This is a genomic window from Massilia sp. Root133, from assembly GCF_001426525.1.
GTDB classification, from domain to species: domain Bacteria; phylum Pseudomonadota; class Gammaproteobacteria; order Burkholderiales; family Burkholderiaceae_D; genus Telluria; species Telluria orientalis.
In genome coordinates this window covers 549,461-564,633 of sequence record NZ_LMEW01000001.1, presented here as the reverse complement: position 1 = coordinate 564,633, position 15,173 = coordinate 549,461, and the positions used below count along the sequence as shown (strand labels likewise).

21 protein-coding genes are annotated in these 15,173 nt (G+C 66.7%); 20 read left to right on the top strand and 1 reads right to left on the bottom strand.

Going from position 1 to position 15,173, the window contains the following annotated elements:
• Genes fliD through ASD28_RS02490 form a run of 11 tightly spaced genes read left to right on the top strand, consistent with a single transcriptional unit; the run spans position 1 to position 7,953 of the window.
• Complete coding sequence (gene fliD, locus ASD28_RS02540; protein WP_056123423.1) at positions 1–1,458, top strand: flagellar filament capping protein FliD; 1,458 nt, start codon at positions 1–3, stop codon at positions 1,456–1,458.
• Between the two features lie 10 nt (positions 1,459–1,468).
• Positions 1,469–1,858, top strand: coding sequence for a flagellar export chaperone FliS (gene fliS, locus ASD28_RS02535; RefSeq protein ID WP_056123420.1), 390 nt, complete (start codon positions 1,469–1,471; stop codon positions 1,856–1,858).
• Positions 1,851–2,180, top strand: a complete 330-nt coding sequence (locus ASD28_RS02530; protein ID WP_056123415.1) for a hypothetical protein — start codon at positions 1,851–1,853, stop codon at positions 2,178–2,180. The genes fliS and ASD28_RS02530 overlap by 8 nt, the downstream gene beginning before the upstream one ends.
• A gap of 2 nt (positions 2,181–2,182) precedes the next feature.
• A complete protein-coding gene (locus ASD28_RS02525) occupies positions 2,183–3,337 on the top strand; it encodes a flagellar hook-length control protein FliK (protein ID WP_056123413.1) in 1,155 nt (384 codons plus the stop codon).
• 51 nt (positions 3,338–3,388) lie between these two features.
• Entirely contained in the window at positions 3,389–3,850 is a 462-nt protein-coding gene (gene fliL, locus ASD28_RS02520; RefSeq protein WP_082577030.1) for a flagellar basal body-associated FliL family protein, read from the top strand.
• Between the two features lie 23 nt (positions 3,851–3,873).
• Positions 3,874–4,605 (top strand): FliA/WhiG family RNA polymerase sigma factor, encoded by a 732-nt coding sequence (locus ASD28_RS02515; protein ID WP_056123408.1) that lies wholly within the window; start codon positions 3,874–3,876, stop codon positions 4,603–4,605.
• Positions 4,606–4,630: 25 nt separating this feature from the next.
• The gene (gene motA / locus ASD28_RS02510) at positions 4,631–5,521 is read left to right on the top strand and encodes a flagellar motor stator protein MotA (protein WP_056123405.1); all 891 of its coding nucleotides are present in this window, start codon (positions 4,631–4,633) and stop codon (positions 5,519–5,521) included.
• A 13-nt stretch (positions 5,522–5,534) separates the two neighbouring features.
• On the top strand, positions 5,535–6,503 hold the full coding sequence (locus ASD28_RS02505) for a flagellar motor protein MotB (protein ID WP_056123403.1): 969 nt from the start codon (positions 5,535–5,537) through the stop codon (positions 6,501–6,503).
• Positions 6,504–6,532: 29 nt separating this feature from the next.
• Positions 6,533–6,811, top strand: coding sequence for a flagellar biosynthesis anti-sigma factor FlgM (gene flgM, locus ASD28_RS02500; RefSeq protein ID WP_056123400.1), 279 nt, complete (start codon positions 6,533–6,535; stop codon positions 6,809–6,811).
• A 4-nt stretch (positions 6,812–6,815) separates the two neighbouring features.
• Positions 6,816–7,244 (top strand): flagellar export chaperone FlgN, encoded by a 429-nt coding sequence (flgN, locus tag ASD28_RS02495; protein ID WP_056123397.1) that lies wholly within the window; start codon positions 6,816–6,818, stop codon positions 7,242–7,244.
• Positions 7,231–7,953, top strand: a complete 723-nt coding sequence (locus ASD28_RS02490; protein WP_056123396.1) for a glycoside hydrolase family 73 protein — start codon at positions 7,231–7,233, stop codon at positions 7,951–7,953. The genes flgN and ASD28_RS02490 overlap by 14 nt, the downstream gene beginning before the upstream one ends.
• On the opposite strand, the gene flgA is transcribed toward ASD28_RS02490, so the two are convergent.
• Positions 7,943–8,614 carry a flagellar basal body P-ring formation chaperone FlgA gene (gene flgA, locus ASD28_RS02485; protein WP_229411878.1) on the bottom strand — a complete coding sequence of 224 codons (672 nt, stop codon included), beginning with the start codon at positions 8,612–8,614 and terminating at the stop codon, positions 7,943–7,945. The two genes, ASD28_RS02490 and flgA, sit on opposite strands and share 11 nt — an antisense overlap.
• Positions 8,615–8,729: 115 nt before the next feature.
• On the opposite strand from flgA, the gene flgB reads away from it, so the two are divergent.
• Genes flgB through ASD28_RS02440 form a run of 9 tightly spaced genes read left to right on the top strand, consistent with a single transcriptional unit; the run spans position 8,730 to position 15,136 of the window.
• The gene (flgB, locus tag ASD28_RS02480; protein WP_056123393.1) at positions 8,730–9,089 is read left to right on the top strand and encodes a flagellar basal body rod protein FlgB; all 360 of its coding nucleotides are present in this window, start codon (positions 8,730–8,732) and stop codon (positions 9,087–9,089) included.
• A 10-nt stretch (positions 9,090–9,099) separates the two neighbouring features.
• Positions 9,100–9,504 (top strand): flagellar basal body rod protein FlgC, encoded by a 405-nt coding sequence (gene flgC / locus ASD28_RS02475; protein ID WP_056123391.1) that lies wholly within the window; start codon positions 9,100–9,102, stop codon positions 9,502–9,504.
• 2 nt (positions 9,505–9,506) lie between these two features.
• A complete protein-coding gene (locus ASD28_RS02470) occupies positions 9,507–10,172 on the top strand; it encodes a flagellar hook capping FlgD N-terminal domain-containing protein (RefSeq protein ID WP_056123388.1) in 666 nt (221 codons plus the stop codon).
• A gap of 41 nt (positions 10,173–10,213) precedes the next feature.
• Positions 10,214–11,398, top strand: a complete 1,185-nt coding sequence (locus tag ASD28_RS02465) for a flagellar hook protein FlgE (protein ID WP_056123386.1) — start codon at positions 10,214–10,216, stop codon at positions 11,396–11,398.
• A 12-nt stretch (positions 11,399–11,410) separates the two neighbouring features.
• Positions 11,411–12,136, top strand: a complete 726-nt coding sequence (locus ASD28_RS02460; RefSeq protein WP_056123383.1) for a flagellar basal body rod protein FlgF — start codon at positions 11,411–11,413, stop codon at positions 12,134–12,136.
• 37 nt (positions 12,137–12,173) lie between these two features.
• The gene (gene flgG, locus ASD28_RS02455) at positions 12,174–12,959 is read left to right on the top strand and encodes a flagellar basal-body rod protein FlgG (RefSeq protein WP_200948751.1); all 786 of its coding nucleotides are present in this window, start codon (positions 12,174–12,176) and stop codon (positions 12,957–12,959) included.
• Between the two features lie 2 nt (positions 12,960–12,961).
• Positions 12,962–13,630 carry a flagellar basal body L-ring protein FlgH gene (flgH, locus tag ASD28_RS02450; protein ID WP_056123377.1) on the top strand — a complete coding sequence of 223 codons (669 nt, stop codon included), beginning with the start codon at positions 12,962–12,964 and terminating at the stop codon, positions 13,628–13,630.
• A gap of 7 nt (positions 13,631–13,637) precedes the next feature.
• Positions 13,638–14,795 (top strand): flagellar basal body P-ring protein FlgI, encoded by a 1,158-nt coding sequence (locus ASD28_RS02445; RefSeq protein WP_056123374.1) that lies wholly within the window; start codon positions 13,638–13,640, stop codon positions 14,793–14,795.
• Entirely contained in the window at positions 14,795–15,136 is a 342-nt protein-coding gene (locus tag ASD28_RS02440) for a rod-binding protein (RefSeq protein WP_056123371.1), read from the top strand. The genes ASD28_RS02445 and ASD28_RS02440 overlap by 1 nt, the downstream gene beginning before the upstream one ends.
• The last annotated feature ends 37 nt before the right edge of the window (positions 15,137–15,173 follow it).

Sequence of the window (15,173 nt, the reverse complement as noted above, 5' to 3'; positions counted from 1 at the left end):
ATGGCAACGAGCGCGATCACCGCCCCCACCTACGACCCGACCAGCACCGCCAAGGCCCTGGCCGACAAGTACATCGAAGGTGCACAGACCCAGCTGACCACGCAGACCAATACGGCGAACGCCACGGCCAAGGCCCTGACGACGCTGAGCTCCGCGATCTCCGCTTACCAGACGTCCCTCGCCAGCCTGGCCGGCATCGGCAAGTCGATGCTCGCCCAGAGCGCAACGTTGTCCGACACGACGCTTGGTACGGCCACCGCCAGCTCGACCGCGACGCCCGGCGCCTACAGCGTCTTCGTCAAGCAGGTGGCCACGCCGAGCCAGATCGCCTACAACCTGGGCGACTTCGACCTGAGCGCGGAACAGCAGCCCGATGGCACCTACCAGCCCGGCGTATTGAAGCTGAACCTGGCCGACCCGGCCGACCTCGCCGCGACCCCCGTCACCATCAACGTCGACCTCGCCGCCGCCGATGCGGACAAGAACGGCACGCTCACCGCGCGCGAGCTTGCGGTGGCCATCAACCAGTCCGCCGACAATGGCGGCAAGGTCACGGCCGGCATCGTCACGATCGGCACCGGCGCCAGCGCGACGTCGCGTCTCGTGCTGTCGTCGACGAAAACCGGCGCGGCGAACACCATCTCGCTCGATACGACCGGCGTGCTCGACGCCAACCTGCAGGCCGCCCTGAACGCCGCGCCCACGGTCATGAGTACGGCCCAGGACGCCATCGTCAACTTCGGCGATCCCACCGACCCCACGACGGAAGTCAAGCAGGCGTCGAACACCTTCACGAACATCGACGGCGTATCGTTCACGGCGACCAAGGCCCAGGCGCCGGGCGCCACGCCGATCACCTTGACGGTGGGCGGCAACGCCACCGGCACGACGGCGAACGTGCAGGCGTTCGTCGACGCCTACAACAAACTCAAGAGCGCACTCGACGGTCTCCTCTCGGCGGGCGACCCCAAGAACAACGTCGCGGCCGGCGCGTTTGCTCACGACGCGGGCGTGACCGCGCTGCGCAACCGCGTCGTCGACCTGCTGCGGCCGAGCGGCGTGCTGTCGCTGGCCAGCTACGGCATCACGGCCGCGCACGACGGCACCCTCAGCCTGGATTCGGCGCGCCTGCAAAAGCAGCTGGCCGTCAATCCGACCGGCCTCGACACGCTGATCGGTACGGCCAGCACGTCGGCACCGACAGGCATCGCGGGCTCGCTGAACACCTACCTGAACATGTGGAGCAATGCGACCACCGGCCAGATCCAGGAGCGTACCGACGCCAACAGCAGTCTGCAGTCGCGCCTGACCGAGCGCCAGACGGACCTCGATGACAAGTACAACGCGGCCTATCAGCGCTACCTGAAACAGTACACCGCCCTGCAGGCCCTGCAGTCGACCATGCAAAACAATTCTTCGATGTTCAGCGCGCTGTTCAACAGCAACTCATCCAACTGAGAGATTCGAGATGTCTTATACCGAAGCCTACAGCAGCTATCACGCCACCAGCCTGGACGCGCAAACGTCGCGCGCCTCGCCGATCGAACTCGTCCTGGTGCTGACCGACGGCCTGCTCGACGAACTGGCGCGCGCCCGCGCCCACATCGTGGCCAAGCGCTACGAACAGCGCGCCAACAGCATCAACAAATGCGTCGACATCATCAACGGCCTGTCCAGCTCGCTCGATTTCGAGACCGGCGGCCAGGTCGTCGCCAACCTCGCCAACCTGTACGACTTCTGCGTCACGCACCTGCATGGCGCCGGCATCAAGCAGGACCCGGCGATGATCGACGAGGTCGTGCGCATCCTGACCACCATCCGCCAGGGCTGGGCCGGCGTACAGGCGCGTAATGGCTGACCGGACCGACCGGCTTGCACGGCTGGCGCTGTTGGGCAATACCCTGCAGGACGCCGCCGCGCGCCAGGACTGGGACCGGCTGGGCGAACAGGCCCGTGCCCTCTTCCCGGCCTTGCACGCGCTCGCCGCACAGGGCCCGTGGACCGCCGGGGAACGCGCCGCGCTGGAACGCGTGCGTGCCCAGCACGACACGGCCGCGCGCCACGTGGCCGCCGCCGCGCGCGCGCTCGAACCGCGCCTGGAAGAGATGCGCGCCAACAAGGACGGCTGGATCGCCTACGCGATGCACAGCGAAACAGAATCAGGCGCAAGCCAGGAATGACCATGATGCTCAACACCGTAAACCCGTCCACGTCGGCCCTGCCGGCCGCCAAGCAGGCGAATGCCCCGGCTGCCACCAAGGACGCACCGACCGCGGCGGCACCCGCGCAATCCACGGCCGCCGGTACTGCGCCGGCGCCGGCGCCGGCGCCGGGCAAGACGTTCGCCCGCTGGCTCGGCCTGCAGAACGTCGCGGGCGCACAGGTGCCGACGGACGCCGCGGCGGATCCGGCAGCGGACGCCGCCGCCGCGCAAGCGAGCGCGCCCACCGACGCCGCGACCGACACCGCGCCGGCCGACGCCGCCACCACGCCGGACAATCCCCTGCTGGCCGCGATGACGATGCCGCTGATGCCGCTGTCGCCGCAACAGGTCACCCAGGCCGTGCAGGCTGCCCAGGGCGGCACGCACGCCGGCACGGATGAGGCCGGCAAGGCCGACACGCCGGCGCAGCCGCTCGCAGTCTCGGGCCAGGACGTCCGCCGCGCACCGGTGGCCCTGCCGCAGGCCGTGCTCGCGCAAGCCGCCCAGCAGGATGCGACCGCCACCACCGTGCGCCTGGCCGTCCAGGGCAATCCCGCCAACGGCAACGCCGGTACCGGCGGCCAGGACGCTGCGACGGACGGGTCCGGCGCGCAGGGCGTCCAGCCGGGCACCGCCACGGCCGCGCCGGTTGCGGGCGCCGTGACCTTGCCGGCTGCCCAGCCGGCCGCCGACACCGTCAAGCTGGCCGGTCCGCCGACGGCATGGCGCCAGACTCTGCAGGAAACGCTGGGCGACCGCCTGAACGTCCACGTCGCGGGCAACGTGCAGCAGGCCACGATCAGCATCGAGCCGCCCCAACTGGGCCGCATCGACATCGCGATCCGCCACAGCGCCGGCACGCTGGAAGTGAATATCTCGGCCACCAACGGTGACGTGCTGCGCCAGCTGCAGACCGTCAGCGACAACCTGCGCAACGATTTGTCGCAGCGCCAGTACACGGAGGTCGCCGTGACGGTGACACCGGCACCCAAGAACAATGCGGCGCCGTTCGGCGACCCGCAGCAGCAGGGCCGCGGCCGCCAGCAAGGCCGCGACCAGGACAACGAGCCCGGCCGCGGTCTGGCCGAAGCCGGCAACCCCGCGTCCGTGTTCAATCTCGGCCGCGACTCGTAAGCAACGGACGAATCGAGAGCGCTTTCGGGCGCAAGTACCAACATGAGCAAAATGAAAATGATTATTGCCATCGCCGGCGCCGTGATCGTGAGCGCGGCCGGTGCGGGTGGCGCGGTCTGGTGGTTCATGCCCAAGCCCGCGGCAGCCGCCGGCGCGGCGAAAAAAGCGGAAGCGGAAAAGGCCAGGGAAGGCAAGCCGGTCAAGTACGTGACGCTGGACAAGGTCATCGTGATGCTGCGCCGCGGCCCGGACGACGCCGACACCCACTACCTGTCGACCGACCTCGTCTTGTCGACGGAAGCGGCGAAGGAAAAGGAAACGAAGGAAAACCTGCCGCTGCTGCGCAGCCTGGCGGTGCGTACCCTGTCGGCCTACACGATGAAGGAAGCGGCCGGCATGACGGTGGAACAGTACGCGGAAGAACTGAACAAATCCTTCGACGCCAATTATGAGCACGAGCACACGGAAAAACCGTTCGTGCAAGTCATGATCGGCAAGCTGATCATCGAATAACCATCGGGGACAACGTGGGTTACATGACCGACTACGCCGACAGCTACGCCAGCAGCGAATATGCCGACGCCGCCATCCATGCGGCCATGAGCGCGGCCGAAGAGCAGAAACACCTCGTCGCCTATGCGCCGCTCGTCAAGCGCATCGCGCGCCAGCTCACGTCGCAGGTGTCGGGCGCGATGGGACGCGAAGACATGGAGCAGATCGGGCTGATGGGCCTGCTCGAAGCGCTGCGCCGCTACGGCACCCCGGACACCGGCTTCGCCAGCTACGCGTCGCTGCGCGTGCGCGGCGCGATCCTCGACGAGCTGCGCCGCCAGGACTGGCGCCCGCGCGCCGTGCGCCAGGACAGCCACAAGATGCGCGACGCCGTGCGCGCCCTCACCCGCAAGCTCGGCCGCGAGCCGAACGACAAGGAAGCGGCGGACGCGCTCGGCGTCAGCCAGGAAGACTGGCGCCAGTTCCTGCTGGATGACGTTGCCGAGGAGCTGCTCAGCTTCGACGACGTGCTGCAGGAAGCGACCGAGCGCGCCCACAACGCCCCCGGTCCGGAAGAACAGTTCATGGTGCGCCGCAGCCTGGAGCAGGCACTGGGCGCCCTGAACGAACGCGAGCAGCGCGTGATCCAGATGATTTATGAATTCGAGCTCAGCTACAAGGAAATCGCGGCCGTGCTCGACCTGTCCGACGCCCGCGTCTGCCAGCTCAACAAGAGTGCGCTGGCCAAGATGAAAGCGGCGCTGGCCCAGGCCTGAACGACCAGACAAGAAAGGTATAACAATCATGCAAATCCTTGGCATTCTCATCGTGCTCGGTGCCGTGTTCGGCGGCTACCTCATGATGGGCGGCAGCGCCCTCGCCATCTGGCAACCGACCGAGATGCTCGTCATCTGTGGCGCCGCCGTCGGCGCACTCGTGCTGGGCAACCCCAAGCACGTGCTGGCCGAACTGTTTTCCCAGGTCAGGAAGGTCGCGAGCAAGCACAAGCACGACTCCGAATTCCAGCGCCAGCTCCTGCTGCTGATGTACGAACTGCTGCAGACGGCCGCGGGCGGCCTGAAGGCGCTCGACGCTCACGTCGAGGCGCCGAAGGACAGCCCGATGTTCCAGCGCTATCCGCGGATCCTCGAAGAGCCGAAGCTGCTGGCGTTCATCGTCGACAACTTCCGCCTGATGGCAATGGGCAAGATCAACGCCCATGAACTGGAAGGCGTGCTCGAACAGGAACTCGAGGCCATCCACGACGAACTGACCCAGCCGTCGAAATCGCTGCACAAGATCGCCGAGGCCATGCCGGGCTTCGGCATCCTGGCCGCCGTGCTGGGCATCGTGATCACGATGAACTCGGTCGGCGAAGGGGCCGATACCGCCGAGATCGCCGAACACGTCGGCGCCGCGATGGTCGGCACGTTCATCGGCATCTTCTTCTGCTATGGCGTGCTCGATCCGATCTCCGGCATGATGAAACAGCTGGTCAATTCCGAAGCGTCGACCATGGAAACCGTGAAGGTCGTGCTGTGCACCCACGTCGCCGGCAAGCCGCCCCTGCTGGCGATCGACGCGGGCCGCCGCCTGATCCAGCTGAACACCAAGCCCAGCTTCGCCCAGCTCGAAGCGTGGATCAACGCGATGGCCGACGGCGAGGACGCCGGCGCCAGGCGCAAGGCCTGATCTGGAGCGATAAGTGCAAGCTACCAAGAAAGCCGCCGCCGACAAGCACGAAGCGACCATCGTCAAGCGTGGCGGCGGCAAGCATCACGACGACGAACACGGCGGCGCGTGGAAGGTCGCGTTCGCCGACTTCTGCATGGCGCTGATGGCGCTGTTCCTCGTGCTGTGGCTGATCGCCGCGCGCGAAGCCCAGCAAACCAAGAACATCGTGCGCGACAACACGGCCAGCGGCCTGCTCGAAGGCACGGGCGGCAAGCCGGAAGTCAAATCGAGCCCCGCCGGCAGCCTGATCGAACGCTTCCAGCTCCCGAAGAGCAACGGCGGCGCCGAAGGCCCGGCCGCGGGCGCCAAGGCGAATACCGATACGGTCCGCACGAAGTACGAATCGCCGTCCGAACTGGCCGCGCTGGCGCACCGGCTCGAGCAGATGAGCGTGGACGCCGGCCTCGCATCGAACCTTGCCGCCGTGATCACGCCGGACGGCCTGCGCGTGATGTTGCACGACACCGACCGCCAGGGCATGTTCGTGCGCGGCAGCCCGCTGCCGACCGCCAAATTCGCAAAACTGTTGCGTGCGATGGCACCGCTGTTCGAAAAGATGGAAAATCAGATGTTGATCGTAGGCCACACGGACTCCTTGCAGTACACTAAGGCCGGACCGACCAGCTATTCCAACTGGAGCCTGTCGGTCAACCGCGCTCTGGCTGCGCGGTCCGAACTGCTCATCGGCGGCATGCGCAGCGAAAGCATCCTGCAACTGGTCGGCATGGCCGACCGCGCCCCGATCGATGCGGCCCATCCGGATGCCTCGACCAACCGCCGTATCGAATTGTTAATCCTGACCAGCAAGCAAGCGGCTGCCATCAAGACCATGTTCGGCACTCCGGCGGATACCGAAGCCCTGACCTCCGATGCGTCCACGTCCAAAACGGACGATCCGGCGCTGAAGGACCTGCGCAGCCAGATGGTAAAGAAACCATGACGATTCAATCGAAAACCCGAGGACCACGCATGAAGATTTCCAGCGCCTCTTCGCCTTCCGTCTCGATCGCCCCGCAGGCGGGCGGCGCAGCCGCCGCGCCGGCGGCCGCCCCGGTTGCCGCCCCGGCGGGCAACGACGCCCTCGAATCCGCCATGCTGCAGCCGGCCCAGAAAGCGCTTGGCGCCCTGCCCGACTTCGACGCCGCCCGCGTGGCCGAGCTGCGCGACGCGCTGGCCAAGGGCGAACTGCCGTTCGACGCGGGCCGCCTGGCCGGCCTGATCCAGCGCTTCCACGGCAGCAAGGCTTGACCCCATGAGCCGCATGACCCGCGACCAGGCCGTCGCGCGCCTGCTGGACGGTGTCCAGGCCGACATGACCGCCTGCGGCACGATCCGCGACCTGCTGGAACGTCAATTCCAGGCCGCCATGCGCCACCGCGCCACCGAGCTGGCGCTGCTGGCCGAAGCCCTCACGCCCGAGCTGGACGCGATGGAACAGCGCCGCCAGCAGCGCGTGCAGCTCGTGCGCGCCCTGCTGGGCCAGCAAGCGACGATGGACGACCTGTTCGGCAGCCTGCCGGCGCCGCAGCGCACGCGCGGCCAGGCCGACTGGGAACAGCTCGAGACGCTCGTGCGCGACTGCAAGCAGGCGACGACGCGCAACGGCAACCTGATGGCTGAACAATTTACGATCATGCAACGCCTGCTGCACGGCGAAGACGATACCTATGCGCCACGCTGAATTCACGACGTCCATCCCCTCGTTGACCCCGACCGCGGCCACCGCGCCGACCGCGCCGATCGGCAACGGCGGCGGGAAGTTCGGCGGCATCTTCAACGAGGTGCAGGGCGAAGTCACCGACTTCATCCAGAACGGCGGCGGCGATTTCGCGCCGAGCGCACAGCTCAGCGCGGAGGGCCGCATGTGGGCCGCACGCAGCCAGGGCGCAACGGCGGCACTGATGGGCGGCGATACCGACGCGTCGCCCGACCAGCAGGCTTTCCTGGAAAGCATCGCGCCGTGGGCGAAAGAAGCGGCCGACAAGCTGGGCGTGGCGCCGGAGCTCGTCTCCGCGCACGCCGCACTGGAATCCGGCTGGGGCCAGCGTCCGCTGCGCAATACGGACGGCAGTTCATCCTATAACCTGTTCGGCATCAAGGCCGGCGCCAGCTGGAAAGGCGATGTCGCGCAGTCCGCCACGACCGAATACGTCGGCGGGGCCGCCATCAAGACGAGCGCGAAGTTCCGCGCCTACCCGGACCAGGCCAGCGCCTTCCGCGATTATGCGCAGATGCTGATCGACAACCCGCGCTTCCACGGCGCACTCGGCGCCGGCACCGACGCCCGGGCCTTTGCCGCCGGCCTTGCCAAGGGCGGCTATGCCACCGATCCCGCCTATGCGGCCAAGCTGTCGCGCCTGGCCGGCAAATTGCAGAACATCAGCGGCTGATCGCCATGTCGATCGGCTCAACCGTGCCGGGTCCGGCGACGCGCATGCGCACGACCTGCCCGCTGCCGGCGTTGCGCACGCGCACGACGGCACCCTTTCCGCCCGCATCCAGTGCTTCTCCGGCCATGCTGACTTCGATACCTTCGCGCCGCGCGATCATCATGACGGCATCGCCGCGCTTCACCAGGACGGGGCTGCTGAGCTGGCCGCTGCGCAAAATGTCTCCTGGACGCAACATGCGACGAGACATTTGTCCGACCGCGTCGGCTGGATTACTGATCGGATCGGCAATGTTGGAAATATCACGCCGCTCGATCGTAACTTGTGTGTCCGTCAACGCTTCGTTGGCCGCCACCGGCGCCGCCGCGATCGCGACCATGGCCGTCACGCGCGCGCGGACGACGTACTCGTACCGCCATCCGGGCGTGTCCGGACAGCGCGCCACGAAGCGCATCCTCTGGGGAAAGCGGGTATCGAGCGGTTCCACGGCCACTTGCTGGCTGCACGGCGGCGCCGGCCGCGCGGTCACGACGGCAATCTCGAATTGCGGTTCGGTCAGGCCGGACGCGGCCATCTGTCTTTCCAGTTCGGCACGGGCCGATTGCTCGATTTGCATGGGAATCGACGGCGTCGCCGCTTGCGCGAACGCAGAAAACAGCATCAGTGATAAAGCGGCAAGGGTTGCCTTACAGAAAGCAATCATTAGAGAATAGTGGCTGCGGAAAAAATCTGATTCTAACCAATCATCTGAAGTTCAACCGACAGGAGTTCCCGACATGACGATTAATTTCAAAGATGCACTGGGTGTGCATGCCGACGCGCTGGAACTGCGCGCCGAGCGCACCAAGGTGCTGGCGGCGAACATTGCCAACGAGAGCACGCCCGGCTACACCGCCCGTGACATCGACTTTGGCGCCATGTTGCAGGATCGTATCGACACCGAGAACGGCGAGCTCAGCCTGAGCGACGACCAGCCCCTGTACCGCGTGCCCTACCACCCGAGCGCCGACGGCAACACCGTCGAGATCGGCGTCGAGCAGGCCGCGTTCGGCCAGAACTCTTCCGATTTCAATACCAGCCTCACCTTCATCAACATGCAGTTGCGCGGTCTGGCAAAAGCCATCAACGGTCAATAACAGGTCAACAATGGGCTTCAAGGACATTTCCCAGATCGCCGGTTCGGCGATGGCGGCGCAGTCGGTGCGCCTGAACACGATTGCCAGCAACCTGGCCAACGCCGACGTCGCGGCCGGCTCCGAAGCGGAAGCGTACCGCGCCCGCAAGCCGGTCTTCGCGGCCGTCATGGGCAACGACGCCAGCGCGGGCGTGCAGGTGCTCGACGTGGTCGAGAGCGCCGAGCCGCTGCGCCGCGTGCACGAGCCGGGCAACCCGAAGGCCGATGCCGACGGCATGGTCTATTACACGAATGTCAACGAAGTGTCCGAGATGGCCGACATGATGTCCGCCAGCCGCGCCTTCGAAACCAACGTCGAAGTCCTCGGACGCATCAAATCCATGCAGCAGTCGCTGCTCAAGCTGGGAGAATCCTGAACATGGTGACCACCAATCACGCCACCAACACCCAGTTCGGCAGCACGTCGAATACGGGCAGCAACAAGATCGCAACGCAGGCGCCGACCGACGCCAACAAGGACATGTTCACCAAGCTGCTGGTGGCGCAGATCCAGAACCAGGACCCGCTGTCGCCACAGGATCCCACCCAGTACGTCAACCAGCTGTCACAGCTGTCGCAGACCGAGGCATTGCAGAACCTGTCGCAGACGACGACCGCCAGCGCATCCGTCCTGCAAAGCCTGCAGACGCTCGCGATGGGCGGCCAGGTGGGTTCCGAAGTCACGGTCGCGACGGACACCGTCAGGCTCGACGGCAGCAAGGTGAACGGCACCGTACAACTGAACGGTCTCTCGGCCGGCACGAGCCTGGTCCTGACCGGTGGCGACGGCCAGCAGCATGCGATCGACCTGGGCCCGGGTTCCGGCGCCCAGTCGTTCACGATCGATCCGGACGCCCTTGGCCTGGCGCCCGGCACGTACAAGATCCAGGCCAAGCCATCGGACGGCAGCGCCCCGACGATCGAAGTGGCGGCGCGCCTGAACAGCGTGCGCGTGAACGGCGCCAGCGTCGTGCTCCAGGTGGCCAACATCGGCGAGGTGGATCCCTCGGCCGTCACGGGTTTCAACGGCAAGACGGGCTCCTGAACGGCGCCCACCCTCTACCGCAACGCATTTAAGGAATCGACATGAGCTTCGACATCGCACTGTCCGGCATCCAGGCCATCAACGAGCAACTGAACACCGTTTCGAACAACATCGCCAACGCGGCCACCTACGGCTTCAAGGGCAGCCGCGCCAACTTCGCGTCCGTCATGGCCGGCAGCCGCCCCAACGGCGTGGAAATCGGTTCGGTCACGCAGAACATCAGCACGAACGGCAGCACCCAGACCACCGGCCGCGGCCTCGACGCCGCCATCGACGGCCGCGGCTTCTTCGTCAGCGTCAACGCCCAGGGCACGACGCAGTATTCGCGCGTGGGCATCTTCTCGACCGACTCGACCGGCATGCTGATCGACAGCAACGGCAACAAGGTGCAGGGCTACGGTCCGTCCAAGAACGGCACGCTGGGCGCGATGGGCGACGTGCAGATCCCGACCGGCCAGATCCCGGCCGTCGCGACGACCGGCATCGCCTACACCGGCAACCTGTCGGCCGACTGGACCGTACCGACCGTCACCCCGTTCGACCCGACCAAGAACACCTCGTACAACATGGTCAAGCAGTCGATCGTGTACGACTCGCTGGGCACGCAGCACACCCTGTCGCAATACTTCGTCAAGAAGGACGCCAACACCGTCAACGCGTTCTATTCGCTGGACGGCGCCACGCCGGGCACGACGCCCGCCGTGCTGACGTTCGACGCCACCGGCGCGCTGAAGACCACGACCGGCAACTCGGTCGCCATCACGGCTGCGGGCGGCGCCGCGGCCGGCAACGTCACCATCGACTACACGGGCACGACCCGTTTCGCCGGCGAAGCCACCACCACCACCAACCGCAGCAACGGCTATGCGTCGGGTACGTTCGTGGGCGTGGAAATGGCGGCCGACGGCTCGCTCGTGGCCAAGTACAGCAACGACCAGTCGCAGGTGGTCGGCACCGTCGCCGTCGCCACCTTCGCCAACGAAGGCGCGCTGTCGTCCATCAGCGATACCAGCTGGGTGGCCAACGCCGATTCTGGCGCCGCCCTGTACAGCTCCCCGGGCGTGGGCCTGGCCGGCAAACTGGCGACCGGCGCACTGGAAGGCTCGAACGTCGACATCACGTCGGAACTCGTCGGCCTGATGACGTCGCAGCGCAACTACCAGGCCAACTCGAAGGTCCTGACCACCGAGAACCAGATGATGCAGGCCCTGATGCAGGCCCTGTAAGACTGACGCCCCATGGATAAACTGATCTTCACCGCCGTTTCCGGCGCCGAGCGCCTGATGCGCGCCCAACAGGTCCACGCCAACAACCTGGCGAACCTGGACACCGCGGGCTTCCGGGCCAGCATGGAAGTGGCGACCAACCAGCAGCTGGGCGGTTTCGGCTACGACGACCGGCATATGTCGTCGATGCAGGCCGACATGGTCTCGACCCGTGCCGGCACGGTCCGCGAAACGGGCCGTCCGCTCGACGTCGCGATCGGCGGCCAGGGCTATCTCGCCGTGCAGTATGGCGACAGCGAAGCCTATACCCGCTCCGGCGAGATCGACATCGGTCCCGACGGCGCGCTGTCGGTCCACGGCCATGCGCTGATGGGCGAAGGCGGCCCCATCGTGCTGCCCCCGCACACCGCGGTCGAAATCGGCAAGGACGGCACGATTTCCGTGCTGACCGAAGGCGCCACGCAGATGCAGGTCGTCGACAAGCTGCGCCTCGTGAACGCCACCGGCGCCGAATTGACGAAGAACGAGGCGGGCCTGATCGTGACGCGCGACGGCGCCCAGCTGCCGGCCGATCCGGACGTCAAGGTCCGCCCGGGCGCGCTCGAAGGCAGCAATGTCTCGGCCGTCGAGGAAATGGTCGCCACCATGAGCCTGAACCGCAGCTTCGAGGTGCAGATGCGCCTGTTCAAGGCCAGCGACGGCATGAACGAAGTCGGCAACAAATTGATCGCAGGCTGAACGCGCGTCCCCAACCGAATCAGAAGAGAGAGAAACCATGAATCCAGCAATGTGGATCAGCAAGACCGGTGTGCAGGCGCAGGATGCGAAACTGCAAGCCATCGCCAACAACCTGGCCAACGTGAACACGGTCGGCTTCAAGCGCGACCGCGTCGTGTTCGAAGACCTGTTCTACCAGGTCGACAAGCAGCCGGGCGCCCAGACGGCCGACAACACGGTCAGCAACGGCGTCCAGCTCGGCAACGGCGTGAACATCGTCGGCACGCAGAAGGTGTTCACCAACGGCAGCATCCAGACGACGAGCCAGCCGCTCGACGTGGCCATCAACGGCAACGGCTTCCTGCAGGTGCGCCGCCCGGACGGCCAGCCGGCGTTCACCCGCGCCGGCCAGCTGCAGGTCGATTCGAACGGCGTGCTGGTCAACGCCCAGGGCCTGCCCCTGGTGCCGCAGATCACGGTCCCGAACAACGCGACCGCGATCACGATCGGCGAGAACGGCATGGTCAGCGCGACCGTTCCGGGCAACATCGCCCCGACGGAACTGGGCCAGCTCACGCTGACGACCTTCGTCAACCCGGCCGGCCTGCTGGCCCTGGGCGACAACCTGTTCCAGGAAACGACCGCCAGCGGCACGCCGAACGAAGGCCGCGCCGGCGACGGCGCCTTCGGCAAGATCAAGCAGGGCGCACTGGAAGGGTCGAACGTGCAGGTCGTCGAAGAGATGGTCGACATGATCGCCGCCCAGCGCACCTATGAAATGAACACCAAGGTGTTGTCGGCCGCCGACAACATGCTGCAATACCTGTCCCAGGCGTCCCGCTGACCATGAAACGCTTCGCCCTCGCCGCCGGGATGGCGGCCAGCCTCGTGCTGACCGGATGCGCCTCGCGCGTCCCCCTGAACAACCCGGCCCCCGTGGACGACGCCCTCGCCCTGCCGAAAGCGCAGGCGGCGCGCGCCGGCGTCGGGGGCGGCGTGTTCAGCGCCGATACCGTCTCGCTGACCTCGGACGCGCGCGCGTTCCGCGTGGGCGACGTCGTCACCGTCCTGCTGCAGGAAACGACCCAGGCCAGCAAGAAGGCCGGGACCAGCTTCAGCAAGGGTTCCTCCGCCTCCGTGACGCCGATCAGCGCACTCGGCAAGACCTTCGGCCGCACCGGCCTCGAGATCGCCGGCGACCGCAGCTTCAACGGCGACGCCACCAGCACCCAGCAGAACGCGCTGACCGGCGCGATCACCGTGCTCGTGCAGGAAGTGCTGCCGAACGGCCTGCTGCGCGTGGCCGGCGAAAAGCGCCTGCAGCTGAACCAGGGCGAGGAATACGTGCGCATCAAGGGTTACCTGCGCGCCGCCGACATCGACAACGAGAACCAGGTGTCGTCGCTGCGCGTGGCCAATGCCCGCATCGCCTATTCCGGCCAGGGCTCCCTGGCCGACGCCAATACCCCCGGCTGGCTGACCCGGTTCTTCACCGGTCCGTTCATGCCCTTCTGAGGACGTCATGACCCGCACCTTACGTTTCGCTTCCCTGGTCCTGGCCGCGGTGCTGGCGCTGCCGGCCCTGGCCGCCCCCGCCGTGAAGACCGCGTCCGCCGGTCCCGACATGGCCATCCTCGCGCGCACCCAGCCGCTGCGCAACCTCGCCAGCGTGGAAGGCGTGCGCGAAAACCCGCTCGTGGGCTACGGCCTCGTCGTCGGCCTGAACGGCAGCGGCGACTCCACCCAGGTGAAGTACTCGAGCCAGTCGGTCGTCAACATGCTCAAGCAGTTCGGCGTCAAGCTGCCGGAAGGCGAGGAAGCGAAGAACAAGAACGTCGCCGCCGTCATGGTCTCGGCCGTGTTCCCGCCCGGCTACCGCCGCGGGCAGCAGATCGACGTGACCGTCTCGTCGCTGGGCGACGCGAAAAGCCTGCGCGGCGGGACCCTGCTGCTGACCCAGCTGCGCGCGGCCGACAACGACGTCTATGCGCTGGCCCAGGGCAACCTCGTCGTCGGCGGCCTGTCGGCGGCCGGCAAGAGCGGCTCGTCGGTGACGGTCAACACGCCGACCAGCGGCCGCATCCCGAACGGCGCGATGATCGAGCGCGAGATCGCGACCGATTTCGCCACCCGCCCGGCCGTGCTGCTGCGCCTGCGGCACCCGAACTTCGACACCGCGACCAATGTCGTGAACGCGATCAACCGCCGCTTCGGCCAGGTCGCGACCACCGCCGACGGCACCAGCGTCGAGGTCGTGGCGCCGACGAATCCAACCGAACGCGTCGCCTTCGTCGCCAAGCTGGAAAACATGGCGGTGGAAGCCGGCGAGGAAGTGCCGCGCGTCGTGTTCAACTCGCGCACGGGCACCGTCGTGATTTCCGACGGCCTGCGCGTGAAATCGGCCGCCGTGACCCACGGCTCGCTCAAGGTCGTGATCTCGGAAAGCTCGGCGGTCAGCCAGCCGGGACCGTTCTCGAAAGGCCAGACGCAGGTCACGCCGCAATCGAAGGTGTCCGTCGACCAGGGCTCGGGCCAGATGTTCCACTGGCCGGCCGGCGCCCGCCTGCAGACCATTATCGACACGGTCAACAGCCTCGGCGCGTCTCCCGACGACATCATGGCGATCCTGCAAGCCCTCGACCAGGCCGGCGCGATCGAAGGCGAACTGGTGGTGATCTAATGCTGAACAACGTCAACGCAATCGGTCCGGAACAGCCGGACCAGGCCACGGGCGAAGAGAAGGTGGCGCCCGCCGCGCTGGACAAGGCCTACGTTGCCAAGGCGACCAAGGCCGCCGTCGAATTCGAGAGCTTCTTCATCTCGCACATGCTGCACCAGATGCGCGAGAGCACGCGCGCCATCGCACCGGACGACAGCCCGACGAAGGACAAAGTCAACCAGGACATGACCGACATGGTGGACAACATGTTGGCCGGTAACATGGCGCAACAGCGCGCCTTCGGCGTCGCCGATGCGATTTTGCGGCAGATCTTGCCCGCGCCGCTTAATAAAACGAGCTGAACGGTCGCCTGTCATTACTGATCACGCACAAGAAGGC

What these genes read in the sequence shown, in the direction of transcription:
- flgM (WP_056123400.1), top strand. Translation starts at nt 6,533, where the DNA reads ATGAAGATTTCCAGCGCCTCTTCGCCTTCCGTCTCGATCGCCCCGCAG.
- flgN (WP_056123397.1), top strand. Translation starts at nt 6,816, where the DNA reads ATGAGCCGCATGACCCGCGACCAGGCCGTCGCGCGCCTGCTGGACGGT.
- ASD28_RS02465 (WP_056123386.1), top strand. Translation starts at nt 10,214, where the DNA reads ATGAGCTTCGACATCGCACTGTCCGGCATCCAGGCCATCAACGAGCAA.
- fliD (WP_056123423.1), top strand. Translation starts at nt 1, where the DNA reads ATGGCAACGAGCGCGATCACCGCCCCCACCTACGACCCGACCAGCACC.
- flgA (WP_229411878.1), bottom strand. Translation starts at nt 8,614, where the DNA reads ATGCTGTTTTCTGCGTTCGCGCAAGCGGCGACGCCGTCGATTCCCATG.
- flgC (WP_056123391.1), top strand. Translation starts at nt 9,100, where the DNA reads ATGGGCTTCAAGGACATTTCCCAGATCGCCGGTTCGGCGATGGCGGCG.
- ASD28_RS02470 (WP_056123388.1), top strand. Translation starts at nt 9,507, where the DNA reads ATGGTGACCACCAATCACGCCACCAACACCCAGTTCGGCAGCACGTCG.
- fliL (WP_082577030.1), top strand. Translation starts at nt 3,389, where the DNA reads ATGAAAATGATTATTGCCATCGCCGGCGCCGTGATCGTGAGCGCGGCC.
- ASD28_RS02525 (WP_056123413.1), top strand. Translation starts at nt 2,183, where the DNA reads ATGATGCTCAACACCGTAAACCCGTCCACGTCGGCCCTGCCGGCCGCC.
- flgG (WP_200948751.1), top strand. Translation starts at nt 12,174, where the DNA reads ATGAATCCAGCAATGTGGATCAGCAAGACCGGTGTGCAGGCGCAGGAT.
- ASD28_RS02530 (WP_056123415.1), top strand. Translation starts at nt 1,851, where the DNA reads ATGGCTGACCGGACCGACCGGCTTGCACGGCTGGCGCTGTTGGGCAAT.
- ASD28_RS02445 (WP_056123374.1), top strand. Translation starts at nt 13,638, where the DNA reads ATGACCCGCACCTTACGTTTCGCTTCCCTGGTCCTGGCCGCGGTGCTG.
- flgH (WP_056123377.1), top strand. Translation starts at nt 12,962, where the DNA reads ATGAAACGCTTCGCCCTCGCCGCCGGGATGGCGGCCAGCCTCGTGCTG.
- ASD28_RS02460 (WP_056123383.1), top strand. Translation starts at nt 11,411, where the DNA reads ATGGATAAACTGATCTTCACCGCCGTTTCCGGCGCCGAGCGCCTGATG.
- ASD28_RS02515 (WP_056123408.1), top strand. Translation starts at nt 3,874, where the DNA reads ATGACCGACTACGCCGACAGCTACGCCAGCAGCGAATATGCCGACGCC.
- ASD28_RS02440 (WP_056123371.1), top strand. Translation starts at nt 14,795, where the DNA reads ATGCTGAACAACGTCAACGCAATCGGTCCGGAACAGCCGGACCAGGCC.
- ASD28_RS02490 (WP_056123396.1), top strand. Translation starts at nt 7,231, where the DNA reads ATGCGCCACGCTGAATTCACGACGTCCATCCCCTCGTTGACCCCGACC.
- flgB (WP_056123393.1), top strand. Translation starts at nt 8,730, where the DNA reads ATGACGATTAATTTCAAAGATGCACTGGGTGTGCATGCCGACGCGCTG.
- fliS (WP_056123420.1), top strand. Translation starts at nt 1,469, where the DNA reads ATGTCTTATACCGAAGCCTACAGCAGCTATCACGCCACCAGCCTGGAC.